At 50.4% G+C, this 24,183-nt stretch carries 23 protein-coding genes, 1 pseudogene and 1 riboswitch; of the genes and pseudogenes, 15 read left to right on the forward strand and 9 right to left on the reverse strand.

The genetic code is table 11. From position 1 onward, the window contains the following. The first annotated feature begins 124 nt into the window (after positions 1-124). Genes N836_RS49745 through N836_RS73185 form a run of 3 tightly spaced genes read left to right on the forward strand, consistent with a single transcriptional unit; the run spans position 125 to position 855 of the window. Positions 125-403 (forward strand): UPF0175 family protein, encoded by a 279-nt coding sequence (locus N836_RS49745; protein WP_023072248.1) that lies wholly within the window; start codon positions 125-127, stop codon positions 401-403. Continuing rightward, the gene (locus N836_RS76455; RefSeq protein WP_023072249.1) at positions 400-549 is read left to right on the forward strand and encodes a hypothetical protein; all 150 of its coding nucleotides are present in this window, start codon (positions 400-402) and stop codon (positions 547-549) included. The genes N836_RS49745 and N836_RS76455 overlap by 4 nt, the downstream gene beginning before the upstream one ends. A 6-nt stretch (positions 550-555) precedes the next feature. Further along, positions 556-855, forward strand: coding sequence for a hypothetical protein (locus tag N836_RS73185; RefSeq protein ID WP_023072250.1), 300 nt, complete (start codon positions 556-558; stop codon positions 853-855). A gap of 167 nt (positions 856-1,022) precedes the next feature. Here N836_RS73185 and N836_RS0137770 read toward each other — a convergent pair whose 3' ends face one another. Next, positions 1,023-1,247 carry a helix-turn-helix domain-containing protein gene (locus tag N836_RS0137770; protein WP_031292476.1) on the reverse strand — a complete coding sequence of 75 codons (225 nt, stop codon included), beginning with the start codon at positions 1,245-1,247 and terminating at the stop codon, positions 1,023-1,025. Positions 1,248-1,395: 148 nt separating this feature from the next. On the opposite strand from N836_RS0137770, the gene N836_RS49755 reads away from it, so the two are divergent. The 3 genes from N836_RS49755 (at position 1,396) to N836_RS75760 (ending at position 4,306) form a co-directional block, all read left to right on the forward strand. Then, positions 1,396-1,647, forward strand: a complete 252-nt coding sequence (locus tag N836_RS49755; protein WP_023072252.1) for a hypothetical protein — start codon at positions 1,396-1,398, stop codon at positions 1,645-1,647. Between the two features lie 330 nt (positions 1,648-1,977). After that, positions 1,978-2,529 carry a Uma2 family endonuclease gene (locus N836_RS49760; protein ID WP_023072253.1) on the forward strand — a complete coding sequence of 184 codons (552 nt, stop codon included), beginning with the start codon at positions 1,978-1,980 and terminating at the stop codon, positions 2,527-2,529. 853 nt (positions 2,530-3,382) lie between these two features. Further along, a complete protein-coding gene (locus N836_RS75760) occupies positions 3,383-4,306 on the forward strand; it encodes a PEP-CTERM sorting domain-containing protein (RefSeq protein ID WP_200867406.1) in 924 nt (307 codons plus the stop codon). A 346-nt stretch (positions 4,307-4,652) separates the two neighbouring features. Here the strand turns inward: N836_RS75760 and N836_RS49770 are convergent, their stop codons facing one another. Together N836_RS49770 and N836_RS49775 are read right to left on the reverse strand one after the other, a co-directional pair. Then, positions 4,653-6,632, reverse strand: coding sequence for a hypothetical protein (locus N836_RS49770; protein WP_023072255.1), 1,980 nt, complete (start codon positions 6,630-6,632; stop codon positions 4,653-4,655). A 189-nt stretch (positions 6,633-6,821) separates the two neighbouring features. Beyond that, positions 6,822-8,051, reverse strand: coding sequence for a molybdopterin molybdotransferase MoeA (locus tag N836_RS49775; protein WP_031292488.1), 1,230 nt, complete (start codon positions 8,049-8,051; stop codon positions 6,822-6,824). Positions 8,052-8,204: 153 nt separating this feature from the next. Between N836_RS49775 and N836_RS49780 the strand changes: the two genes are divergently transcribed. Then, the gene (locus N836_RS49780; RefSeq protein WP_023072257.1) at positions 8,205-9,572 is read left to right on the forward strand and encodes an aminopeptidase P family protein; all 1,368 of its coding nucleotides are present in this window, start codon (positions 8,205-8,207) and stop codon (positions 9,570-9,572) included. A gap of 130 nt (positions 9,573-9,702) precedes the next feature. Continuing rightward, positions 9,703-11,151, forward strand: a complete 1,449-nt coding sequence (locus N836_RS49785) for a cation:proton antiporter (RefSeq protein WP_023072258.1) — start codon at positions 9,703-9,705, stop codon at positions 11,149-11,151. A gap of 42 nt (positions 11,152-11,193) precedes the next feature. On the opposite strand, the gene gorA is transcribed toward N836_RS49785, so the two are convergent. Together gorA and N836_RS49795 are read right to left on the reverse strand one after the other, a co-directional pair. After that, positions 11,194-12,534, reverse strand: coding sequence for a glutathione-disulfide reductase (gorA, locus tag N836_RS49790; protein WP_023072259.1), 1,341 nt, complete (start codon positions 12,532-12,534; stop codon positions 11,194-11,196). A gap of 20 nt (positions 12,535-12,554) precedes the next feature. Further along, complete coding sequence (locus N836_RS49795; RefSeq protein WP_023072260.1) at positions 12,555-13,946, reverse strand: aldehyde dehydrogenase; 1,392 nt, start codon at positions 13,944-13,946, stop codon at positions 12,555-12,557. 152 nt (positions 13,947-14,098) lie between these two features. Between N836_RS49795 and N836_RS49800 the strand changes: the two genes are divergently transcribed. Beyond that, complete coding sequence (locus N836_RS49800; protein ID WP_023072261.1) at positions 14,099-15,487, forward strand: sensor histidine kinase; 1,389 nt, start codon at positions 14,099-14,101, stop codon at positions 15,485-15,487. Between the two features lie 17 nt (positions 15,488-15,504). Here the strand turns inward: N836_RS49800 and N836_RS49805 are convergent, their stop codons facing one another. The 4 genes from N836_RS49805 to N836_RS74555 form a co-directional block, all read right to left on the reverse strand. Then, positions 15,505-16,296 (reverse strand): helix-turn-helix domain-containing protein, encoded by a 792-nt coding sequence (locus tag N836_RS49805; protein WP_023072262.1) that lies wholly within the window; start codon positions 16,294-16,296, stop codon positions 15,505-15,507. Between the two features lie 70 nt (positions 16,297-16,366). Continuing rightward, a complete protein-coding gene (locus N836_RS49810; RefSeq protein ID WP_031292493.1) occupies positions 16,367-17,113 on the reverse strand; it encodes a pseudouridine synthase in 747 nt (248 codons plus the stop codon). A gap of 154 nt (positions 17,114-17,267) precedes the next feature. Beyond that, positions 17,268-18,560 (reverse strand): PAS domain-containing sensor histidine kinase, encoded by a 1,293-nt coding sequence (locus N836_RS49815; RefSeq protein WP_023072264.1) that lies wholly within the window; start codon positions 18,558-18,560, stop codon positions 17,268-17,270. A gap of 226 nt (positions 18,561-18,786) precedes the next feature. Further along, positions 18,787-18,957 carry a DUF4278 domain-containing protein gene (locus N836_RS74555; protein ID WP_081716841.1) on the reverse strand — a complete coding sequence of 57 codons (171 nt, stop codon included), beginning with the start codon at positions 18,955-18,957 and terminating at the stop codon, positions 18,787-18,789. Positions 18,958-19,003: 46 nt separating this feature from the next. Further along, a riboswitch (Glutamine riboswitch) is annotated at positions 19,004-19,109 on the reverse strand. Positions 19,110-19,613: 504 nt separating this feature from the next. Between N836_RS74555 and N836_RS49820 the strand changes: the two genes are divergently transcribed. The 6 genes and pseudogenes from N836_RS49820 (at position 19,614) to N836_RS49845 (ending at position 23,999) form a co-directional block, all read left to right on the forward strand. After that, on the forward strand, positions 19,614-19,853 hold the full coding sequence (locus tag N836_RS49820; RefSeq protein WP_023072265.1) for a hypothetical protein: 240 nt from the start codon (positions 19,614-19,616) through the stop codon (positions 19,851-19,853). Between the two features lie 692 nt (positions 19,854-20,545). Further along, positions 20,546-20,692, forward strand: a pseudogene (locus N836_RS76460) (Photosystem Q(B) protein 1); the annotation flags it as partial. 17 nt (positions 20,693-20,709) lie between these two features. Continuing rightward, positions 20,710-21,822, forward strand: coding sequence for a sodium-dependent bicarbonate transport family permease (locus N836_RS49830; protein WP_031292496.1), 1,113 nt, complete (start codon positions 20,710-20,712; stop codon positions 21,820-21,822). 123 nt (positions 21,823-21,945) lie between these two features. Further along, entirely contained in the window at positions 21,946-22,263 is a 318-nt protein-coding gene (locus N836_RS49835; RefSeq protein WP_023072269.1) for a P-II family nitrogen regulator, read from the forward strand. Between the two features lie 118 nt (positions 22,264-22,381). Continuing rightward, positions 22,382-23,191 (forward strand): creatininase family protein, encoded by an 810-nt coding sequence (locus tag N836_RS49840; RefSeq protein WP_023072270.1) that lies wholly within the window; start codon positions 22,382-22,384, stop codon positions 23,189-23,191. A 40-nt stretch (positions 23,192-23,231) separates the two neighbouring features. Continuing rightward, the gene (locus N836_RS49845; protein ID WP_023072271.1) at positions 23,232-23,999 is read left to right on the forward strand and encodes an ROK family protein; all 768 of its coding nucleotides are present in this window, start codon (positions 23,232-23,234) and stop codon (positions 23,997-23,999) included. Positions 24,000-24,183 lie beyond the last annotated feature (184 nt).

Consider the following 24,183-nt stretch of genomic DNA (forward strand, 5'->3'; position numbering starts at 1 on the left):
GACTTTGGAGCGTAGGCTATTAAGTTTCCTCACGTCGGTTAGCTATATATATTGAAATTTACTGGGGTGAGATCGCAGCTTGCATTGACTCCATAGTTAGTGAACTAACTATGGAGTCAAAACTATGCAGATAACCGTTGACTTACCCGAAGAACTAATCCAACACTTCAACCAAGACCGCCTTTCTCGTGAAATTTTAGAAGCGCTGGCAGTGCTAGCTTATCAGACCGAAAAAATTACCCATGCTGAAGTCGGACGCATTTTGGGACTACCGTCTCGCTGGGCCGTGGATGCATTTCTCAAAGAGCATAATGCCGACCTACACTATGATAAGGCTGACTTAGAACATGATCGTGAAACTCTCCGGCAACTCAAGATTAAGGCGACTAATAACACCCCATGATTGTCGTTGCCGACACCTCTCCAATTAATTACCTATTGCTCATTGGGCAGATTGACCTACTGCCTCGCTTGTTTCAGCAAATCATCATTCCTGATATAGTGCGTGATGAAATGAGTGATCCAGGCGCACCGTCAGTTCTTCAGTAATGGATTGTGCAACCTCCTGATTGGCTCAAAATTAAAACTGTTTTGGTGACGGATAAGAAACGGGATACTCTCGATCCAGGAGAACAAACTGCTATTACCCTGGCTCAAACCTTGCCAGCAGACTTACTCATCATCGATGAACGCTTAGGAAGACGGGTAGCGAGCGAAAAAAATCTAAATTCGTTAATTTTTTTATTGCCACCTTTAGAGGAGCAAAAGCTGATTGTTCAAAAGATTTATCAGATTTTTGATTGGATTGAACCTATCTCCGACTCGGTCATATCAATGACTCAAGATTGTACCTAACTCGATCAGTCCATCCTCGCCAAAACCTTCCGAGGCGAACTCGTCCCCCAGGACCCCAACGATGAACCCGCCAGCGTGCTGCTTGAGCGTATTCGAGCAGAGCGGGAGAAGTTGGAAAAGAAGGAGAAAGGGGAAAAGAGTGAAGAGTGAGGGGATAAGTAAGCGGTTCAAAGATCTTTCAGGTAAAGAGTCTTAAAATCTTCTGCAGCTTTTGGTTGAATCTGCTTTAGAGCCTTAATAAGGCTAATTACCGTTTCAGAGCTAGGATCACGTACCTCATTGGCCCAACGATAAATATTAGATGCACCGATGCCCATGACGGCAGCCAATCGCCCCTGGCTAATGCCGTGGTTCTCCATTACCACTTTAAGTACCTTACCCGCTCTGCCCATGCCTTTGATCCTTACAAAGGCTGTGACGTTTCGTATACAGTCCAATTGGACTGTGTTATTCTGATTTGGTCCAATTGGACTGTACCTATTTTGTAAGGTAAGCATAGTCTTTATCGCTATAACCTTCTCTATGAAAACCTAAGCCTTTGTGACACTCCCTCAGCCTGACGTGACTCCTGAATCTGCCCTCCAGCTCTACTCAGTCCCTAAACCCGACCGCGAGCCGGTCAAAATCCTGATCATTGGCTCCCAGTCTGCCGTCAACACCATCATCCATAGCCTGCACCATCACCGCTTCGCTGAACCCTTTGAGTGGACCCCGTTTTTACCTACGGATCGTCCCATTCAGATTCAGGCTGGGGAGTCGTTGCGATCGCTAGTGAAATACCTGCCACGTTAGTAAACTTCTTGCTAGTGGCAGAGCCACCACCCACGCTCCAGGCAGAGCCTGGGAGCGAGTTAGGAATAGACCTCAAACCTATGACTTGACATAGTTGCTTCAGACCCCATAATTTACTCAATATTCACTGCACTACTTTAGCCCTGAGCATCCCCATGAAACTAGCCCCGCTGACGTACAGCTATTCTTTGATTTGATGTTGCCACTGCAATGGTACGTTAGCCAGCCAGCAATGGTGCGATCGCAACCCATCCCCAATTACTGAACCTAAATTTGCCATACTAAAACTACTGATCCATCAGCTCTTTTCCAGTGTGAGGCCAGGTTCTTATGACCATCACCACCTACAAATGGACCATAGACCGTTATCACCAGGCCATCCAAGCTGGCATATTCGATGACCAGCCCGTCGAACTACTACGTGGAGAAATCATCATCATGCCCCCAGAGGGTGAACCCCACGCCTATTACAACCGTGAAGCAGGCGACTACCTACGCAGCCTGCTCGGTAACCGAGCCAAAGTCAGCGAAGCCCACCCCATCACCCTCAGCGATGAGTCAGAACCCATCCCCGACCTGGCCATTATCAAACCCCTGGGCACCGTATATCTAGAGCATCACCCTTACCCCAGCGACATCCACTGGCTAATCGAATTTGCCAACGCTACCCTTACCAAAGACCTAACTACTAAGAAAACCACCTACGCCACATCCGGAATTCAGGAATATTGGGTCGTTAATTTAAAGGCTAAACAGCTCCATATCTTCAAAAATTTGCAGAATGGGCAATATACCTCGGAAGATATCCTGAAAACTGGCACCGTATCACCCATGGCCTTTCAGGATATAAAAATCCAGGTATCTCGCCTGATGACCCCATAGCCAAAGGTCCAACGATGAAGTTATTTGTCACTAGGACAAACTGTTACTGATTCTCTCGGAGAATTCGGTCAAGCGCCAATGGGTAGAACAGAACGTTGAAATGGTCCTAGAGAAGGAACGAGAGTGCAATAAGCAGGTTGTTCTGTTTCCTATTCGGCTAGATAAGGCTGTAATGAACTCGGGTAATGGATGGTCGAGACTGATCAAAAACACTCGCAAGATTGGTGACTGCTGCCAGTGGAAAAACCATGATACTTATCAGAAAAGTTATAAAACGCCTGGTTCGCGATTGGCAGGCATCTCTGGCAGCTAAGGAGTAATGTTGAGAGATTGAGGCTTCCGTAGTTTCCCCCATACTAGTGCTTAAAAGTATGAGTTGTCTGTTAATCTCATTATTGCTGAAGATGCGCATCAACCCTGCTAAAACGTCTCTATCCACAGTTTTTCGCCCCCATCCACAGTCGTTTGAACGATCCGGAACGTTTCATCAATTTAAGTTGATTATTTTTCTTGCGTGAAGACACGGATTTTAATTTGAGTCAATCCGCCAAACAGCTTATAAAGAATTTGCAAGGTATGAGTCAGGACTGAATCCAGCAAAGCTGATTGTAAGCGCTCCCTCGCTTGCAACAATACGTTACTCAGTGAATGGCGAATCTCCCCAGATTGAAGGAAACGCCTGTCATTAGTGCTATTTGAATGTACCCGCAGCGATTTCAGCAGCTGATTATTTTCTTCAAGTTAACCACTTACTAAACACTCATTAATTAGTTTTTTGGAGATGAATTTCATGACCAATTCAAATTCAAATCTCGTGAAAAAGTTATCAATGGCTGCTAGTGGAGCAGCTGTTATGGCTTTAGGGACAACATTCGCAGCACCAGCACAGGCAGTACCTGTTGCACCTGGGTTTGACCTTGAGGCAGCAGGTGTCGTTTGGGATGATGTAGAAGACAACGACGGGTTTCTCTCGATCGATGACGGTAATACCTCCAACATCGGAGGAGGGGGCGACCATTTTGACGAGGCTTTGGCTGTGCGCATTGGCGGTGAGGCTTATGGTGTTCCTGGCACCCTCGATTTGGTTGACACGACGGTTACAGGAACACCTCAGCTACTTGACAATCTAGATGTAACTGTCCAGTTGCAGGCAAACACCGTCAATCCTATTATGCGGCAGCTGGTCGAGATCACTAACAACACTCTTGATGACATTAACACTGTTGTTCAGTGGATCAACAATACTGGAAACGACTCTAACCAACGCAACATTGGTACCAGCAGTGGTGACCTGGCTGAAGGTCTTGATGACCGCTGGATTGTCACAGCCGACAGTAGTGACTTAGCCCAGTCAAATACGGAAACGAATGCTTGGATACTTTACGGGCCTGGTAGTCCCTCAGTCACTACCAGTAACGTTGTTATGTTTGAGAACGAATCCGCTTTTGGCTTTGCAGGTAGTGAGGGCTTAACTGCCGATTTTAATCTGACTGTAGGAGCTGGAGAAACTAACTATCTGATGTGGTTTGTCGGGATGGCTCCAACTGGCAACGATGGACTCTCACTCGCTGCCCAATTCGATGATACCGAGACAGACTTCTTCAATTCTCTGACCAGTGATTTGTCGCAAGAGCAATTGGATAGAATCGTCAATTGGGACGTCGCTTCCACGCCTCCTGAATCTGTACCCGAACCTGCTTCTCTGTTAGGGCTACTGACTGTGGGTGCTTTGGGTGCTGGTTCTGCATTCAAGTGCAAGCGGGGACAAAAAGCTTAGGAGAGAGATTGCTTTCAGCCCTTAAGGCTTACCGGAAGTGGTCATCTTAAAACTTCGAGCCGTTAGCCGCAGCGATCGCCCCAATCTTAGAGCTGGAGCGATCGCTGCGGTCGCTGAATCGCGGCTTGAGTTTTATCGATGTGACACTGGTTGTAGAGCCAGGCATTAGCTAAATCAACAGCGGTCAGATCAGGGGATTCTACCCGTAGATCACTGATAGCTGCAGCTATCAGAGCCCCAGGTTATGGGCGGCTATCTTCTTCATTAGTAGTATCTAACCTCACAGCTAGGCCCTCAAGTGAATCAGGCTTCATAAAGGGCTCCAGCTTGATTGCATAGCAGTTACTTAGTTAGAAAACTCTGATGTTCCTTGTTCTGAGACCTCTGCAGCGCGTCTGTCTAGAACAGTTTGCCAAACTTCAATGCGGCTTTGGGCGGTGTCGTAGGCATTGGATTGGGAGGGGACTTGCTCGGCCAGCTGGATAGCACTCTCCAGACTGGTGTGTGCTTCGTTGTCGGCCAGATTTAGCAGGTCCCAACTCCAGCGGTTGATTTGTTGTAGGGCACTTCTGTGCTGACTACTGTTGGACGAAATCCGGCCAGCGGTCGCGATCGCACTCGCTAAAGCATCTGCTGTGCCTGCACGAGCAAGATTGTTGGCTTCCTGCATCAGTGTTTGGCTTTGTTGTTGATCGCGCCAAATGACTAAGTCACCTTGGGCTTCTTGATAGAGAGAACGGCCTGGGGAAATGCGAGACGCGGTTGCGATCGCACTGGTTAAATCCCCCGATGAGGCTAGCTGCCGGGCTTGTTCAATTAAAGGACGATCTTCAATTGCTTCAATCCGCCCTTGCCAACCGTCAATGCGTTCCTCAGCATCATCACTTAGTGCCCGGCCCGGCTGGATTGTGCGAGCCTCCTGAATCGCCTGGCGTAGAGCTTCAGGGGTGCCAACACTGGCCAGCCGATCGGCACGGGTTAAGGTGGGCATATCTTCTGTGGTTTCTACCCGTTCTTTCCACTGATCAATCTGGGTGGACACCTCTTGCCAGCGTGGATTATTGCTACCGATCTGTCTGGCTTCATTGATAGCCAATCGCAAATCATTGATGTTCCCCGGCGCAGCAATTTGACGGGCTATATCTAACTGAGCCAAGGCCTTGATTTCAGCACGCCACTGACCGATCAAGGTTTGAGCCCGGTCATACAAGGGACGGTCGCGCCCCATACTCTGTAGCCGAGTAATGGCCGCATCCAGTCCCAAGGCATCACCACTCCAGGCTCGTCGATAGGCTTCTGTAAAGACCTGAAAATCTGCAATTTCTTGGTCAAAACCTTCATTTCTAGGAATTGCCGTCAAAATAGCTTCTGCCTGGGGCAGCTGTTTACGGGCCAAAAAGGACTCGGCTACCTCGAGCATATCTTTGGCGATGGTCTTTTTCATCGCCTTTGCTTCGTCGTAGAGTACGCTCTCGGACTGAATCGAAGCGAGGAGCTTGAGGGCTTCTTTAAAGCTGTCGACGGTGCCCTTATCAACCAAACCCTCGATTTTGCCTAGCTTACGACTGTCTTCTCGGGCCATGGCAATGAGTTTGGTCAGTTCGGTATATTTTGTATCTGACCAATAGTCATTACTGACGTCCAGTAACCGTACCGACAGCCCAAATGCGTCTTTAAATTTGCCATCCGCCAGCTCTTCTCTGGCTTGTTCAAAAATCTCTGAGCCTTCTCCCCACACTCGTTGCCAGCGGCGAATGTTGGTTTCTACTCGATCGGCAGCCGCAGTATTGGCGGGAATTTTCTGGGCAGTTGCGATCGCAATCTCCAGCTCCCCTTGATGAAACAGATCGTCTGCTTTTTCTAAAATTTCATTGGACCAGCCTTCCACCTTGGCATCAATCTCAGCCCGCAGCGGATGATCGTCGGGCAGCTTTTCCACCAGTGCGATCGCTTCTAGCAAAAAGTCAACGCTGTCCTGCTCTGCATAGGATTCAGCACACTGTAGCCGCATTGCGGCTGAAGCCGTTGGCCAAAAAATTGCCCGACAGTTAGGCAAATTTGGCATCCGAAATAAGCTGGTCACCGCCAACGATAGCGTGCCCGTCAAAATTACCAGAGTGGTCAGCAACAGAAACTGCCAGCTACCTAGCCACCGAAAAGCAGCCAGCCCTTTCCAGCGTGGCTGGGGCTCAGCCGCCGCCGTGGGAGCAACATCTGTGGCCACACCAGCATAGGAGGGTGATGAACTAGTGGGCACGGCCTGAGACCGACTACGCGGTACCGAAACAGGCTTAGACGGACGACGACGATTACGTTTGGGGCTCATAAAATTATCAGCCAGAGAAAATTAGTGCTGAATCTGGCGCTACTTTAGCGTACTGAAACGGCAGTGTATACCACTCACTCGCTAATGTCATCAGCTCATGTGAGACAACAAGCACAGGCACAGGCCTTCACGCCCATAGTATCTTTTCAATAAGATTTTCAGCTTAGTGGTGCTAAACCCGGTAAAGCACTACAAATTAACATCCCCTACCTTTAAAACCCTAACCAGCGTTCCAGCTGGAATCAGCCTTTCCCCCAGGGGCACCCTGGCCAGACCATTGGTGCGGCTGAGATTCACCAAATTGCCAGAGCTATGGCCTCCTGGAGCCAGGTTAAACCGATAGCCATCATTCCCCAAGGATAGCTGTCCCCACAGATAGGTTTCTCGCTGACCGCCTGCTTTAAGATCGGTGGCTGTTGTAGCCCAAACAAAGGTCGGTGACCAGCCGCTACTGCACCCTGACAGCTTGCGCAATGCTGGTTGCACAAACCGCCAGAAGCTCACCAGGGAGGACACTGGATTACCTGGCAGCCCAAAATAGAGCTGCTGACGATTGGGTTGGGCAAATGTAGCCACCGTTAGTGGTTTGCCCGGTTTAACGGCCACGGAGCGAATGTGAATAGTGGCCCCCAGTTCCGCCAAAATCTGATCTACATAGTCATAATCCCCCACGGATACACCGCCCGACGAAATCACCATGTCGGCCTGGTTGAGGGCAGCGGCAATGGCCTGCCGCGTTGCCGCCCGCTGGTCTGGCACAATTCCCATGGGCACAGGTACCCCTCCAGATTGGGCAATCAGTGCGGCTAAGGCATAGCGGTTAGAATCGACAATTTGGCCGGGGCCTAAAGGTTGATTAATGTCTACCAACTCATCCCCCGTGGATAAGATAGCCACGCGGGGACGCCGATATACTGGCACTGCCACACATTGAGCTGCTGCCAGTACGGCAATTTCAGCGGCTTCAATGTTGGTCCCCGCTGCCAACAGCTCGGCCCCAGCTTGATAGAAACTACCTTGTTTACGGACAAATGCTTGAGCAGAAGGCGCTGTCACTACGGTGACTTGCTCACCCGCTCGCTGGGTATTTTCCTGCATCACAATCGTATCTGCCCCGGTTGGTAACATGCCCCCGGTGAAAATGCGAGCCGCCTCACCCGGTTTGACTGGACACTGGGGGACCTGGCCTGCCGGAATTTCCTCTACAACCGTCAGCGTTGCCGGCACTGTGGTCACATCCCCATAGCGCACCGCATAGCCATCCATGGCCGAATTATCCCAGTGGGGAAAGTCTAACTGGCTGCTGACAGACCGACCGAGTATCCGACCCAGACAGTTTTCTAAAGGCACCGTCTCGCAGTCATTTACAGGCGTTACTAAGTCTAAGATCAACGTCTCCGCATCGTTTGCAGGCATCATAGGCTTAAATTAGATTCAACTCGGTATCAGCCACACCTAACCATATCAAAGGCCCCGGTTACGATAGAGGATGAATGGCGATCTCACCATATCAAGTTCACAGCTTCTAACCTCCCCTCTCTCCCTACCTTCCCTGCTCTCCTTGCTTGCCAAATGCCCCTTGCCAAAACCCTCAAACAGCGCCGTCAGCAGTTAGCTAAGCACCTCGATACTCCGGTCTTACTTTGGTCTGGCCAGGCTACCCCCCGCAACTTCCCGGCCAATACTCATCCTTTTCGGCCCAGCAGTCACTTTCTCTACTTTGCAGGTCTGCCCCTGGAAAATGCTGTAATTCATCTAGCGGATGGCCATCTCACCTTATTTATGGATGAGGCAACTCCGGCTGAGGCCCTGTGGCATGGTCCCAGCCCGACCCGTAGCGAACTGGCCCATCAAATTGGTGCTGGCAAGGCATTACCCCTGGAAGACTTAAAGTATTTTATCCATGACCAGGTGGCCACCCTTAAGGTGCAGGATAGTGTGACAACTCAACAACAAGAACAGCTATTAGGCCGTTCGCTTCCCATTGCTAAACAAGTCCAAGATCAGGATCTGGCCCTGCTGAAGGCGATTGTTCAACTGCGGATCTGCCACGACGACTATGCCCTGGCTGAAATTCGGCGTGCGGCTAGGGTTTCTGTAACAGCCCATAAGACTGGCATGGCAACAACGGTTCTGGGTAAAAATCTGACGGAAGCCCACATCCGGGCGGCAATGGAGCAGGTAATTATGGCCAACGGTATGACCTGCGCTTACAACAGTATTGTGACGGTTCACGGTGAGGTGTTACATAACAATCACTATCATCATCCGTTAGGGGAACATGATCTGGTCCTGGCGGATGTTGGGGCTGAAACTGATACTGGCTGGGCCTCGGACATTACCCGCACCTGGCCCACGAGTGGTAAGTTCTCATCCACCCAGCGAGACCTGTACGATGTGGTGCTAGCGGCCCATGATGCTTGTATTGCGGCAGCGAAACCTGGGGTGGAATATCGAGAGCTGCATTTGTTGGCCTGTCGTACTTTAACGACTGGTCTGGTGGATCTGGGGATTCTTGTTGGTCAACCGGATGATTTGGTGGAACAGGATGCCCATGCGTTGTTCTTTCCCCACGGTGTGGGGCATTTGCTGGGCCTGGATGTTCATGATATGGAAGATTTGGGCGATCTAGCTGGGTATGCGCTAGGTCGCCAGCGTAGCGATCGCTTTGGGTTAGGGTTTCTGCGACTGGATCGGCCGCTACAATCAGGTATGGCGGTCACAATCGAGCCGGGATTTTATCAAGTGCCTGGGATCTTAGCGGATCAGGGTAATCAGGAACGTTACGCCACCATGGTCAACTGGGAGCGGCTGGCTGCATTTGCTGATGTCCGAGGTATTCGTATTGAAGATGATGTATTGATTACTGACAATGGCTGTGAGGTCCTAACGGCAGAATTACCTACAGCTGTAAGTAAAATTGAACACTTGGTCAATTGACAAGACGGTTTCAACTAGCGAACAACATAGACCGAAATCAGTCATAAGATGCAAACTCTATAGTTTTGCATCGATTTCCCCGCAGCACCATCACGTGATATTCCTACATTAGAGTGCCGCGAAAGAAAAAATGACCCTAGACCATGAAACTTTTAATATCATCTGGATTGCCCTGCCCTTATTTGTAGGATTCAGCATCTATCTGCTGCCCAAATTAGATCGCGCTCTGGCCATCATAGTTTCATTGATTTCGTTGGGCTATGGGCTATGGCACGTGCTTAATCCAGCACCCATGGCGTTACAACTGCTGGATAGCTTTGGCGTCAGCTTGCTCATCGATGGTCTGAGCGGCTTTTTTATTTTGACCAATGCCGTCGTCACCCTAGCGGTTCTTCTCTATTGTTGGCACAGCGAAAAAGGCGCTTTCTTCTATACCCAAGCTATTATTCTCCATGGCAGCGTCAACGCCGTCTTTGTGAGCGCAGATTTGATCAGCGTCTATGTGGCCCTAGAAGTTATTAGTATTGCTGCCTTTTTGCTTATTGCCTACCCTCGCACTGATCGTTCCATTTGGGTAGGGCTGCGTTATTTATTTGTGAGTAATACAGCCATGCTGTTTTACTTGCTTGGAGCAGTACTGGTCTATCAAACTAGTCATTCGTTTAGCTTTATCGGGTTATCAAAAGCGCCAATAGAAGCCGTTGCCCTCATTTTTGTTGGCCTTTTGACCAAAGGCGGCATCTTTGTTTCAGGACTGTGGCTACCGCTGACCCACTCCGAATCGGAAGCACCCATATCTGCTTTGCTGTCAGGGGTTGTGGTCAAAACCGGTGTTTTTCCCCTCGTCCGGTTTGCATTGATGATGCCTGAAATTGACACACTCGTTCGCTTCTTTGGGGTGGCAACTGCGCTTTTGGGGGTCAGCTACGCTGTATTTTCTAAAGATACTAAGCGTATCCTCGCTTTTCACACGGTTTCTCAACTCGGGTTTATCCTGGCGGCACCGGCGGTAGGTGGCTTTTATGCCCTCACCCATGGTCTGGTGAAATCGGCTCTTTTTCTAATTTCAGGCAAGTTGCCTAGTCGCGATATCAAAGTGCTGAAGAAAAATCCTATACCGACATCTATATGGGTTGCACTGGCGATCGCAAGTTTTTCGATCTCAGGTTTTCCATTGTTAGCAGGGTTTGGCGCTAAAGTACTCACCTCAAAAAATCTAGTTCCCTGGCAAGTCATCGGTATGAACATTGCCGCGTTAGGCACCGCAATTTCATTTGCCAAGTTTATTTTTCTGCCCCATGGGCATAAGCCTACTACAGACACTTTCAAGCCAGGCTTTTGGCTAGCTTTAGTGGTATTACTGGGCGGATTAGTGCTGGCAAATGGTCTTTACTATGAGGCCTATAGCTTGAGCAATGTGGTTAAACCCCTTGCTACCATTGCCGCCGGTTGGTTAGCGTATCTTCTGATTTTCCAAAAAATCTCAATCAAATTACCGCGTGTGGCCGAACAGTTCGACCACCTGATTGGTACCATGAGCCTGATGTTAACCTTCCTGTTTTGGATGGTGCTTGCGTAAATTGGCTCACGAGGATAGAGGCTCAAGTCAGATGGTTATGAGCTATCGCATGGTGACAAACTCTTCTGCTGAGCTGGGATGAATGCCCACCGTGGCATCAAAGTCAGCCTTGGTCGCTCCCATTTTTACGGCAATGGCGACACCTTGAATAATCTCGGCAGCCGCATCTCCTACCATATGTGCACCCAGAACTTTATCGGTTTGCACATGGACCACCAGCTTCATTAGGGTTTTCTCTTCCAGCTTGGGTAGGGTATAGTACATCGGTCTAAATCGGGAACGATACACCCGAATTCCTGCTTCGCCATACTTTTCGATGGCCTCAGTTTCGGTCATCCCTACCGTGGCGACCTCCGGTGTGGTAAACACGGCAGACGGCACATTTTCATGGCTCATCACTCGACGTTTACCGCCATAGTGAGTATCGGCAAAGACTCGTCCCTCATTGATAGCAACCGGTGTCAGATTAATCCGGTCGGTGCAGTCTCCTACCGCATAGATGTTAGATTCTGCAGTTTGGCTATGGGCATCCACCACAATAGCGCCGTTCTTCACTTCAACCCGAGTGTTTTCTAATCCTAGATTCTCCAGTCGGGGGATGCGACCAAGGGCTGATAGCCCCACAACATCGGTCAATATCAGGTTGTTGTTTTCTAGGTTCACCTGCAGCCCTTCGTCAGTTTTTTCGAGGCTGATCAGGTTGTCATTGATGATGTGAATACCATGGCGCAGCATGGCATCTTGCACCTCGGTACGAATATCTTCATCAAAGCCGCGCAAAATCTTATCGCGACGTATTATCTGAGTGACTTCTGTGCCCAATGCATTTAAGACACAGGCAAACTCACAGCCAATATAACCACCGCCAAAAATCACCATGCGTTTGGGCTGCTGGGCTAAATGAAAAATCTCATCGGAGGTGATTGCCAGTTCGATCCCTGGAATATCGGGGCGACTGGGCTTACCACCCACTGCAATTAAAATTTTCTCGGCTGTTACGGTTTCGCCAGCGACTGCAATGGTGTGGTGATCAACAATTCGCGCATGGCCCTTGTACAGCGTCACCTCCGCATTGTCGATCATCCGCTGATAGATCGCGTTTAACCGGGTCACTTCATCATTGACGGCCTTGATCATGGTCGGCCAGTCAAATTTGCCAGGATCAAAGCTCCAGCCATAGCCTGCGGCCTCTTTGACATGGCTAGCAAAGTGAGAGGCATAAACCATCAGCTTTTTGGGCACGCACCCCCGATTAACACAGGTTCCACCCAGGCGATCAAACTCTGCTACGGCAACCTTTGCACCATACTGGGCAGCGCGTCTAGCGGTGGCAATACCGCCAGAACCCGCACCAATTGCAAACAGGTCAAAATCGTAGGCCATATCAAGGGTTTCCTTTGTAATTACCGGGTAACAAGTTTTTTAATCTGAGCTAGCTTGGAGGGCTTATAGGGGGCATAGCGCCAGTCTAAATCGAACCAAAATGTCTTTTTAAGAACGCTCTTGTAGTGGGAAAAGGTATCGAATGTGGCTTTGCCGTGATAGCTACCCATACCGCTTTGCCCTACCCCTCCAAAGGGTAAATCCGGGACACCAATGTGCAACACCGTATCGTTGAGACACACTCCCCCAGATGAGGTATCCGATAACACCCGCTGTTGTTTATCCTGATCTCGCGAAAAGAGATATAGGGCCAAAGGCTTGGGTCGGGCATTAATTTGAGCTAGAGCTTGGTCAAACTGGTCGTAGGTTAATACGGGCAGGATGGGGCCAAAGATCTCGTCCTGCATCACTGGAGAGTCCCAGGTCGCGTTGTCCAACACGGTGGGAGCAATGTAGCGACGGCTGGCATCGGTTGCGCCGCCAATGAGAATCTTGCCGCTATTAAGCAAACCGGTTAACCGGTCAAACTGTCGCTGGTTGATAATGCGGCTGAAATCAGGGCTTTGCGAGGGATCATCACCAAAAAATTCGCGAATGGCAGCGGTGAGCTTTTCTAGAAAAGCCGCTTTGATGGTGCGATCCACCAGCAGATAATCCGGGGCGATACAAGTTTGTCCTGCATTGATAAATTTGCCCCAAGCAATGCGTTTAGCGGCGTGGTCAAGGTTGACATCGGCGTCGACAATGCAGGGGCTTTTGCCGCCTAGTTCGAGGGTGACCGGGGTGAGGTGTTTGGCAGCGGCTGCCATAACGATGCGGCCAATGGCGGTGCCGCCGGTAAAAAAGATGTGATCAAATTTTTCGGCCAGTAGCTGCTGACTGACGCTGGCGTCTCCTTGAAATAGGTTGATATAGCTGGGGTCAAAGGTGTTGGCAATCAGATCAGAAACAACCTTAGCCGTATGGGGGGCATGTTCTGACGGTTTGAGGATGGCACAGTTTCCGGCTGCGATCGCACCCACCAACGGTGAAACCATCAGCTGAAACGGATAGTTCCAGGGACCAATAATCAGCACTACTCCGAGGGGATCAGGCTGTATCCAGGCCGACGATGGAAAATTCTCCAGCGTAGACTTGACCCGTTTGGGTTTCATCCAAGTTTTTAGCTTTTTGAGCGCCAGGTTAATCTCAGAAAGAGTGGCAATTTCAAAATAGGCTTCAAACTCGGGGCGGCCTAGGTCGGCCTTAGCCGCCGCCACAATATCCGCCTGACGGTCAATAATCGCCTGCTTAAGCTTGGTCAGCTGAGCCAAACGAAACTCCAAGGGCTTAGTTTGCCCCGAAGCAAAGAACGTTCGCTGCTGTTCAAGGGCAGTCGGAATGGGAGCAGGTTTGGCCAGCTGAGCTGTCATGGAGCGCCAGGGTAAATTGAACAAGGGTTACACCATCTATGATGTCGCGAACTTACCTATCTGACCAGCCTCTGTTACGCATGTTTTCTGTCAGGCTGAAAGAATAACCACTCCCCACTTTCCCAGGAGACTGCCACTTGACCCCATCTCCCATGTTTCAAACCACACGTCGGCGTCTGGCCCTGTGGTACACAACCGTGACCGCTATTCTGCTGCTGATTTTTGCCAGCGGCGTCTACTTCTACGTACGGAATACATTAGTAGAACGTGTAGATGACACCTTAAACCACGTGGTGGAGGTAGTGCAGCGTTCCTTAGTGATTGAAGCAGCGGCCCCTTCAACCGGGCGTGTTTTAACCGCTGCAGGGGTCAAGGGTCGGCCGCCCCTACAGGTGAATGTGGAAGATAGCTTTCGCGATAATGCCCAGACCCTGGAAGATGACCACATCGATATCGAGTGGTTTGACCCCAGCGGTCGGCTACAGTGGAGCACCCTGTCTGTTCCGAGTAATCTGCCGCTGCAGGTCAACGCGGCGGGGGAAACGGTCCATCTCAGACATGGGGCAAACTATCCCCAGGCGGGGCAAGAGAATCAGGATCAGGTGCTCCGACAAATTAGTCGCCGCATCCAGGTGAACAATCAGGTGTTGGGGTATCTACGGGTGAGTCATCCCTGGTTTGAAGTCAGCAAACCCAGTCGTCAGCTGGTGATCGACCTGAGTATTTGGTCCGGGTTGGTGATTGTGGTGACCGGCACCATTGGCTGGCTGCTGTCGGGACTGGCCATGGCTCCGGTCCGTCAGTCCTATCAGCAGCTGAAGCAATTTACTGCCGATGCGTCCCACGAACTGCGTAACCCCATTGCGGTGATTCAAACCAATGTGCAGGTGGCCCTGGCTGATCCAGACGCAGATTTTCAGCACAGTCAGCTGCAGGTGGTAGAGCGGCTGACGCGTCGTCTAGGGCGACTGGTGGATAATCTTTTATTTCTGGCGCGGCAGGATGGGGGACTGATTCCGATGCAGTGGGAAGAGCTGAATTTACAAAAACTGCTGTTGGAAGTGGTTGAAGAACAGGAGTTGGTGGCCCAAAGTCAGGGGTTGACTCTGATGTATAACCCCGACCAGCTAGACGCTCAGACGCCTCTGCTCACGGGCGATCGCGACCAGCTCATCCGTTTGTTTACTAACCTGATTAGCAATGCGATTCAATATACCCCTGCAGGCACCGTCACCATTACCTTAGACACTACTCACTGGCAGAATCAGAAAGCCTATCGGGTAGCAGTATGTGATACCGGGATCGGGATTGACAAGGAGCTACAGCCGCAGGTATTTGACCGGTTTTATCGAGTGGATAAAGCCCGCAGTCGTCGGGAGGGGACTGGATCAGGGTTAGGACTTGCGATCGCAAAAGCTATCATCACCAACCATCAAGGTCAGATTCAACTAGACAGTCAGCCAGGTAAAGGAACAACCATAACCACAACTTTGCCCTGCAACATCAAACCACATTCAGCAATCCCAGGACCAACCGAATGAGCCCGCAGGGGATGCACCTACGGAGTTAAGCTAGCTAACTCGCCAGATGTACCGGGTTTAAATGTCTGTTCAACAACCGTGCCAGGTTTACCCATTGGTTTGGCAGTCCCCTGGTTATAGGCCAAAACTACACCGCCAGCATTGCCTGCCCGAATCGTCAAAGATTCTGTTGCGGTCCAGGAACGCTCAGTGCCCTCTTGCAAAATCCCCTCATAGGCTTCATCACCATCCGCCGTTACCCGCACCCAGGACTGCTGTACAAACTCAACCTCCACCACAATTGGGGCTTCAGGCTCTGGAGCGGTTTCAGTCTGTTCAACACTTTGGGGCGCTGATGGGGGTGCCCGTCTCGGCGCTAGCTGTTCAGCCGTCGCAGAATCAACAATCGGTTCAGCCGCATTTTGAGGAATGGCTCGTTGCATTAAGTACGACAATCCACTCACCGAAATTGCAATTAGGGCAACATAGGCGGCATATAGGTGATAGGGACGTAGTTGCACGGCTTCGTGAGACCAGCTGTGCCCTGTTCTTTTAGGAGACGGAATGGCCACATATTGCTTCGATAGAGCATCACCATCTAGCCCTAATACATCACCGTAGCGCCTGATCAAACCGCGCACGTAAACAGGCTCGGGTAGCTCATTTGTCCGGGCTTCTTCCAAAGCCAAGAGCAGCTTGGAACGAACTAAAACTTTGCTAGCAACTTCGTCTAATGTCTGCCCATTGGCTAGGCGAGTATCGCGCAACATTGACCCTAAAGCCAGTAATTGCTCTTGCTGCTGATTACCCGTGTAGCCCTGCCGTTTCATAGGAAAAAATGTCTCTTAATAATTTAAGCACACTGATGTGATCCAAGCATACGTTGCTGTCAACAGTGAATCAGAGAAGCGCGAGGAGTTTTTTAATCTCCTCTGAGGTCAGTTGACGACAATGTCCAGACGGTAAGTCCCCGAGTGCCATAAACCCGATGGCACTACGGTGCAAACTGATGACTGGGTGTCCCAATTTTTCAGCCACACGACGAATTTGACGATTTCTACCCTCCCGCAGGACAATCTCCAGCAAAGCCGGAGGTTTGGGATGCAGCATTTTAACTTGAGCAGGGGCAGTCATTTTTCCTGCCAGGTTTACACCGCGTCGCCATTTTTCTAAACAGCTGTCGGTCGGAGAACCCTGCACCCTGACGCGATAGGTTTTGGCAATATGGTGACGGGGATGGGTCAAGGTCTGGGTGAGCTGTCCGTGGTTGGTTAACAGGAGGGCTCCGGTGGAATCTGTATCTAAACGACCCACAGGATGCAAACGAATATCTCCCTGGCGCAGCTCCTGGGGTAGTAAGTCAATCACAGTTTCTCGCCCTTGGGGATCATCACAGGTGGACACGACACCTCGGGGCTTATTGAGCAGAATATAGTGATTCTCTGGACGATTCTCTGGGTTGATTGGTCGACCATCAATCCGAATATCATCTATGGCTGGGTTGGCTCGCTGCCCAATATGGGCCTTCACACCATTGACCGTAATATGTCCGGTGGAAATGAGCTGTTCTGACTGACGACGTGAGGCCACACCCCACTGTGACAGCAGCTTCTGCAATTTTTCATCGGAGGACGATGGTTGGGACAATGGCGGCTTGGTCAAAACTCAGCAAATTTACAGATGTAGCGGCTTGTGAACGAACCTTGAGTGCATGGTACAGCACTTTAACTATGCGTGTTAAGACTGTGTCGGCTCAAGGATGTTCCTAGTGTAGCTCAGTGATTCTACGTAGTTATGGCTGTCAGGCCGATACGGTGTATGCGGGATCGGCTCCAGGGGGAGATTGGGGCAGCCAGACCTGTAACCAGGCTCCCCCTGTGTCAGGATGATTTTGGGCTTGCACCGTACCCTGATGAAATTCAACAATTTTTTGGACAATGGATAGGCCCAGACCGGTACCTTTTGCGATCGCATCATCCCCCGAGCGAGTCCGCGATATATCGGACCGATAAAAGCGATCAAATATATAAGGAAGGTCTTTTTCAAGAAAGCCGGGGCCACAGTCAAACACATCTAACAGCATGCCGGGGATCTCTCCTCGATCACAGGCTTGCAGATGCACATGGACGCGCTGGCCCGCAGGGCTATATTTCAAAGCGTTATCCAACAGATTTAGTAGCATGCGATAGACAAGACCGCTACTCACCGATGCGATCGCCTGTGCCGGACCTTGATACTCAAACTGTTTGTCCTGGAGCTTAGCCTGGGGTTCTAAACTCTGCCATGCCTGATAAAGCAGTTTAACCAGATCAGTTTCTTCTAGATGCTTCTGCTGACGCTGCTCTAAATGACTCAGACTCAGCATGTCATCCACCAAAGCACTCAAGCGATTCACTTCCCGCAGCAATCGATCGGCCCAGCTCACTAACCCAGGATCAATTCGATTACGCAGAGTTTCACCCACTAAGCGAATTGACGTGAGCGGTGTTTTCAGTTCATGGGCAACATCCGACGTCCAACGATCCCGCTGTTGGGCCAACATGACTGCTTCTTGCCGATTCTCCAAAAACACCCCCACCTGGCCAAGGCTCAAAGGAATGCCATAGCCGCTCAGCGGATAGACCGGTCCTTCCAGCACATTAGCTGGGTCCGGGGAAATAGACCTGAGCGTCCATTCTTGTTTGCATTCAGTCTGACTTTCACGGGTTTGCTCAATCAGATGATCCAACTCATAGGAGCGAGCAATGGCCAACAGCAGCTTAGGCGCAGCCGCATAGTCAGCTGGTTCAATCCCCAAAAGCTGTCTGGCTTTGGCATTACACCAGAGCAAACGATTTTCCTGATCGATTTTCAAATACCCCAATGGAGAACATTGCAGTACGCGATTAAACTCGTCAATCTCCGTCTGTAAGTCTCTCACAGTGGTGCTCTGACTAGCCATGGCACTGGCAATCTGGGCTTCATAGGAAAACGACTGAGCCTCAGGTTGAATATGAATGCGTTCGAACAGAGCCTTGCGCCTTGCACCAGAGCGGAGATGGGTAATCAAAAGACACAATAACCCGATCGATAAACCTGCTAAAAAATAGAGCACGGCAAACCAGAATCATTGTTCCCAGCATCATACCCCAGGGGCATTAGCAAAGAGAGCCTGTAGGTTAATGAGGAGCTAACGGGTCTCACTAACCTTTCAGCTGTTGCGGGAAGCAGAATGCCGAATAAAAAAGGGCCCTTCAATCTAGAAGGAACCCAATAACATAAAAGCAAATAACTGACCAGTCTAGCTGATCTATACGCACCCTCGTAACGAAAGGGAAACGCTAACGGACCTGAGCACCGCGGTACTTAAGACCATGGACATGGCCACTGGCATGACCCACAGCATTCTTCACACGATAAGATGCGCCACGATAACGAACAACTTCACCATCTGCGACAGCGACGTTGCGCTCAGGAACAGTGTATTTAACTCCACGGTAAGACAGTTGCATGGACTTCGCCTCCTTAATAATCAACGAACGTAGAGAGTTAAGATGAGGCGCGTTCCTTCGGTCAAATAGCTAAACTATTTTTCCCTACTTCCGTTCCTTGCAGGACTAACAGCAACCGGTAGATGCAATCAATCCGAAGAGGAATGAACGTTTCTTTTCTGTATTCAAATATACAGAACGTCAGGTCGTGTTGTCAACTTTTTTTTGTTTTCTGCCAGATGCTTACGTGTATTAACTGAGGCTCGTGTAGAAAAACCCTTGCTGGTTAAAGGGGTAAGGAAATTACGCTACAGACTTTCGCCTAATCAACTGATGGGGCGAGAAGATGCGGGAGGTGTGATGGATCGGCATCCGCCGCCGCGATCTCGTTATTGAAAAAACGTCATACATAAGACTGGCTTATGAAACAGGTCTGCAAATTTGAGGCCAGATTGCCTCAAAAAACCGCGCATAGGCACAATGATTACATAAACTAAACTATATGGTTCTTAATAAAACCATATAGTTTTAACTATGGTCTAGATTTGGCTAACTCAAAGCTGTGACCCTGTTTCTGAATACGCTACACCCAACACACAGGTGAATTTTGAAGGTGTTCCGTGCGATACAGGCATTGGCCTGTTAGCGATACACATGATAGGCATGGAGTGGAAATCATGAATAAGTTTGAACAGTCGCAACCCAAACTGGATGCTGATGAAGGCTGGGTCGTGCAGGTATATGGCAGTAACCGCCGCTTGCTCTGTGTCTTAGAGCCTTCCCACGGCTGGATTTTTCTGGCTGGCTGTTGCGTGGGCTTGTTGCTATCAGTCATTTGGATCAACGCAGCACGCTACAGCTCTCCGGTGGAAGCACCAACCACCCCAACTGAAGCGCCGGCATTGCAGGTAGATTAGGACACCATCCTGTGAAGGCGTTTTTTCTCTCACTAGTGTGCGGTACAACAGCGTGCTGCTAACCCGTACAGGTTAGGGAGAGATGATATCTCCGCGACAGGATTGTTGCTTAGCGATCGCAGTTGGTCAACGGTTCTAACGGCGTTAAGTCTTCCATTACCAAAGGCAAAGAGACTGTGCAACTGAGTCAGGCTCGACAGTAGTTGCAGGCCACGGATGGAGAAAAATTTGCGATAGCCAGCGCGGGCCTGGCAGTTCCGCAATTTACATTAACCAAAGCAATACAGAATCTCTGAAATCATAAGTTTTCCTTTTAATTCTGATTTAGCATTGCTTCGCTAATTCGTGGTAAGCGCCGAAAAATGGAGCACGTTTCAAGATAGACTTAAGCATATAGAGATTTGAATTTTAATAGATTCTTCTCTATGGAAGGTGCTGCAGGACAGCGTCACATTCCAACACTGTTCAGAGAACGGCCACCTCTGAACACTCTGTCGACAGGTTTTCGCGTAACACCTGTGCTGTAGGAGTGAAACGCTTCGCCCCTATTTTCTTCGACTCTTGATTCTTAACTTGTTGCAATACCACTCCTCTGCAAATGAGGAGGTGGAAGGAGGTACGATGGCAAATTTCTCTCCCATGACTCGTCGGAACTTTCCATGCACCGCAAGGGCTGCCACAGTCGGCTATATCTTCATCTCTGGTTGGCCGTGTTTCCTACAGTCTGGATCTGGTTTGCGACTTTGGGGGTGAGTGCGATGGCGTTTAACCTGAATGGTTTTAACTTTAATCACTCGGTGCTGGATGCTTTGGGTTGTCCGGTGCTGACCTATTCTGATCAAGGAGGAATTACAACGTGGATTTTTTGTCCGGTTTCTTGATGCGCTTTCTAGCGCAGTTGCAGTCCCCGACGCTCGGCTTTCTAATTGGTGGCATGGTCGTTGCCTCCCTTGGTAGCCGACTGGCAATTCCAGATGCGGCCTATAAGTTCATCGTCTTCATGCTGCTCATGAAAGTCGGCCTGACCGGTGGCCAGGAGATCCGCAATGCCAATCTGGTGGATATGCTGGTACCCGCGGTGTTCGCTGTAGCCATAGGGATCATTATTGTGTTCATCGGGCGCCACACGTTGTGCAAGCTGCCGAACGTCAAAACCGAGGATGGCATTGCGACCGCGGGCTTGTTCGGTGCCGTAAGTGGCTCTACCTTCGCCGCTGGCCTAACGCTACTGGAAACGGATGGCATCCCATACGAGGCTTGGACTGCCGCCCTCTATCCCTTTATGGATATCCCAGCGCTCGTGACTGCGATCGTCTTGGCCAGCATTTATACCAGCAAGCAGCGCGCCGCCGCAGACGAGGCTCTTGGCAAAGAGGAGTATCTCAGCAAGGAGGAGTATCTCGGCAACCAGGGCGGTGGTACCGCAGTCGCGTATCGCAGTAAGCCGCAGGGTGGTACCTCAAGCAATCGGGTCAGAATATGGCCTATCGTCAAGGAAAGCCTCCAGGGCTCTGCCCTATCGGCACTGCTGCTCGGCATCGCTCTAGGCTTGCTAACCCAGCCGGAAAGGGTCTATGACACCTTCTTCGATCCCCTCTTCCGCGGCCTGCTTTCGGTACTGATGCTGGTAATGGGTATGGAAGCCGCCGCCAGACTTGGTGAGCTGCGTAAAGTGGCCCAGTGGTACACCCTATATGCCTTGATAGCGCCGTTGCTACATGGGCTCATCGCCTTCGGTTTCGGCATGATTGCCCACGTCACCACGGGATTCAGCCTTGGCGGCGTCGTGGTCCTGGCCGTCATCGCCGCTTCCAGTTCAGACATCTCAGGGCCGCCCACGTTACGAGCCGGTATCCCAGCGGCCAATCCCTCCGCCTACATTGGCTCGTCCACAGCCATCGGCACGCCGGTTGCGATTGCCTTGGGAATACCGCTTTTCATCGCGCTCGCTCAGGCGCTGGGTGGCTGATTTTGGACCGCGGTCTGCCGGTGCTCCCCTGGCCCGGCGACCAACGCGGCGGCTAGATCAGCGCTGCCGTTTTCCTCAGTTTCTATGTAGTTTAATGAATACACACGTCGAGAGGTAACCAACATGACCCAGCAAGCCAGCAAGCTCGTCATCGTCACGGAAAAGGTGTTGCAAAAACAGATCGCCAAGATTATCGACGAAGCCGGGGCTACCGGGTATACGGTGGTGGATGCAGGCGGTAAAGGTAGTCGCAACGTGCGCTCGTCGGGACGACCCACCGTTTCCGATAACTTCTCAAATGTCAAGTTCGAGGTGCTCACTCCCAATCGAGATATGGCCGTGAAGATTTCGGATGAAGTCGCAACGCAGTTTTTCGAAAATTATTCGGGCATCGTCTATCTCTGTGACGTGATGGAAGTACTGCACGCGCACAAGTTCTGACTTAAAATCCAGTTGATTAAACTAGAAAAGCCGGGGTTATGCCCCGGCTTTTTTGATGGCTGTGCTTTTACGTATGTATGTTAGGTTTTGTGCCTCAACCCAATCTACAGATATACCAATGCATCAAGCTATTCCTCCACATCGCTTCTATCCCTATCTCACCTGGCAAGATATCGCCACCATGCCCCATAAGGACCAGGTGGTGATTATTCAACCGATAGGGGCAATTGAGCAACATGGACCTCATCTACCAATTGCAGTGGACACAGCCTTGGGATTAGCCATCATTGGCCGTGCCCTAGAACAGTTATCCCCATCAATTCCAGCCTATTGCTTGCCGCCCCTGTGCTATGGCAAATCCAATGAACATTGGGGTTTTCCTGGCACAATTAGTCTGTCCGCCTCTACATTGATGGCTGTGCTCAATGATGTGGCCGACAGTATCTATCAAGCTGGCTTTCGCAAATTGATTCTGCTTAATTCCCATGGCGGGCAGCCGCAGGTGCTTGAGATTGTGGCCCGTGATATCCACCAGCGTCAGCCCGATTTTTGGGTATTTCCCCACTTTGTCTGGCGGGTTCCCCACGAAGTAGGTGATTTGCTGAGCCCCCAGGAACGTCAGGAGGGTATCCACGCCGGGGACGCTGAGACAAGTCTAATGTTGGCGATTTTGCCCGATCAGGTTCACATGGAGCGAGCTGTCAAAGAATATCCGCCCAAACCTGACCAGACAAGCCTCTTAAGTCTGGAGGGTGCACTGCCCTTTAGCTGGACCACCCGCGATATATCTAAGAGTGGCGTTGTCGGTGATGCCACGGTGGCCACTGCGGACAAGGGTCAAAAGATATTGGCAGATGTCGCAGCGGGTTGGGTAACGGTTTTGGAAGAAATTTATCGGTTCGAACCACCTGAGCGCTGGCGGGATTAATCGGGGGGCAGAATAGGAGACACCTTTGCATCGTTTTCACATGACTCAAGGAGTTTCCATGCTGACCGCCAAACAACCTGCCGCTGACCAGCCAACCCCTGAGACTACTGATCCAAAATCCGTAACGACTCTGGCCATTGATATTGGAGGTAGCGGGACCAAAGCCATCTTGCTAGACGCAGCCGGAACCCCCCTGGGCGAACGGTCGCGGCTCAAAACGCCATCTCCGGCCACCCCTAAAGCCGTGATGGATACGATCGCAAAATTAGTCACCGATCAGCCCGCCTTTGATCGGGTTTCTGTGGGATTTCCGGGAGTTGTACGCCATGGTATTACCCATACAGCGGTTAATCTTGACAAAGCCTGGGTCGGCTATCCTCTAGCAGAAAAATTAAGTCAGCGACTCCAGCGTCCGGTCAAAGTAGCTAATGATGCTGATATTCAAGGCTACGGAGCAATTTCAGGCAGTGGGGTAGAGCTAGTCCTGACCCTGGGAACAGGATTTGGGTCAGCCTTGTTTGTCAATGGTCACCTGGTGCCCAATTTGGAAATGGCCCACCATCGCTTTCGTAAAACAGAGTCCTATGAAGAGCAGTTGGGACGGGTGGCGCTTGAGAAAGTGGGTAAGGAAAAATGGAATCGCCGTTTGCAAAAGGCCATAGAAGCGCTTGAGCATTTATTTAACTACGATCGGCTCTACATTGGTGGCGGGGAAGCCAAGCAAATTACCTTCAAGCTACCGGCCAATGCGACGATTGTGCCAAACGTATTGGGGTTATTGGGAGGTATTGCCCTGTGGCAAGACTAGAAACAGTTTGAGCGTTCTCATCCATTCAGGCCATCAATTCGATTTAATAGAAGGGGGATATTCCTGCTGTCTCAATATGGGCCAGCGGGCATTATGTATCAGAAAGTTTTGAACTTTGGTTTGCACTCAGTTAACGCTTAAGGTTCATCACTGACACTATTTTGATTTTTAATTACTGACCAAC

The organism is Leptolyngbya sp. Heron Island J, from assembly GCF_000482245.1.
Classification (GTDB): Bacteria; Cyanobacteriota; Cyanobacteriia; order Phormidesmidales; family Phormidesmidaceae; genus Leptothoe.

Coding starts and splice junctions, on each gene's coding strand:
- N836_RS49745 (WP_023072248.1), top strand. CDS start 125: ATGCAGATAACCGTTGACTTACCCGAAGAACTAATCCAACACTTCAAC.
- N836_RS76455 (WP_023072249.1), top strand. CDS start 400: ATGATTGTCGTTGCCGACACCTCTCCAATTAATTACCTATTGCTCATT.
- N836_RS0137770 (WP_031292476.1), bottom strand. CDS start 1,247: ATGGGCAGAGCGGGTAAGGTACTTAAAGTGGTAATGGAGAACCACGGC.
- N836_RS49760 (WP_023072253.1), top strand. CDS start 1,978: ATGACCATCACCACCTACAAATGGACCATAGACCGTTATCACCAGGCC.
- N836_RS75760 (WP_200867406.1), top strand. CDS start 3,383: ATGGCTTTAGGGACAACATTCGCAGCACCAGCACAGGCAGTACCTGTT.
- N836_RS49770 (WP_023072255.1), bottom strand. CDS start 6,632: ATGAGCCCCAAACGTAATCGTCGTCGTCCGTCTAAGCCTGTTTCGGTA.
- N836_RS49775 (WP_031292488.1), bottom strand. CDS start 8,051: ATGATGCCTGCAAACGATGCGGAGACGTTGATCTTAGACTTAGTAACG.
- N836_RS49780 (WP_023072257.1), top strand. CDS start 8,205: ATGCCCCTTGCCAAAACCCTCAAACAGCGCCGTCAGCAGTTAGCTAAG.
- N836_RS49785 (WP_023072258.1), top strand. CDS start 9,703: ATGACCCTAGACCATGAAACTTTTAATATCATCTGGATTGCCCTGCCC.
- gorA (WP_023072259.1), bottom strand. CDS start 12,534: ATGGCCTACGATTTTGACCTGTTTGCAATTGGTGCGGGTTCTGGCGGT.
- N836_RS49795 (WP_023072260.1), bottom strand. CDS start 13,946: ATGACAGCTCAGCTGGCCAAACCTGCTCCCATTCCGACTGCCCTTGAA.
- N836_RS49800 (WP_023072261.1), top strand. CDS start 14,099: ATGTTTCAAACCACACGTCGGCGTCTGGCCCTGTGGTACACAACCGTG.
- N836_RS49805 (WP_023072262.1), bottom strand. CDS start 16,296: ATGAAACGGCAGGGCTACACGGGTAATCAGCAGCAAGAGCAATTACTG.
- N836_RS74555 (WP_081716841.1), bottom strand. CDS start 18,957: ATGCAACTGTCTTACCGTGGAGTTAAATACACTGTTCCTGAGCGCAAC.
- N836_RS49820 (WP_023072265.1), top strand. CDS start 19,614: ATGAATAAGTTTGAACAGTCGCAACCCAAACTGGATGCTGATGAAGGC.
- N836_RS49835 (WP_023072269.1), top strand. CDS start 21,946: ATGACCCAGCAAGCCAGCAAGCTCGTCATCGTCACGGAAAAGGTGTTG.
- N836_RS49840 (WP_023072270.1), top strand. CDS start 22,382: ATGCATCAAGCTATTCCTCCACATCGCTTCTATCCCTATCTCACCTGG.
- N836_RS49845 (WP_023072271.1), top strand. CDS start 23,232: ATGACTCAAGGAGTTTCCATGCTGACCGCCAAACAACCTGCCGCTGAC.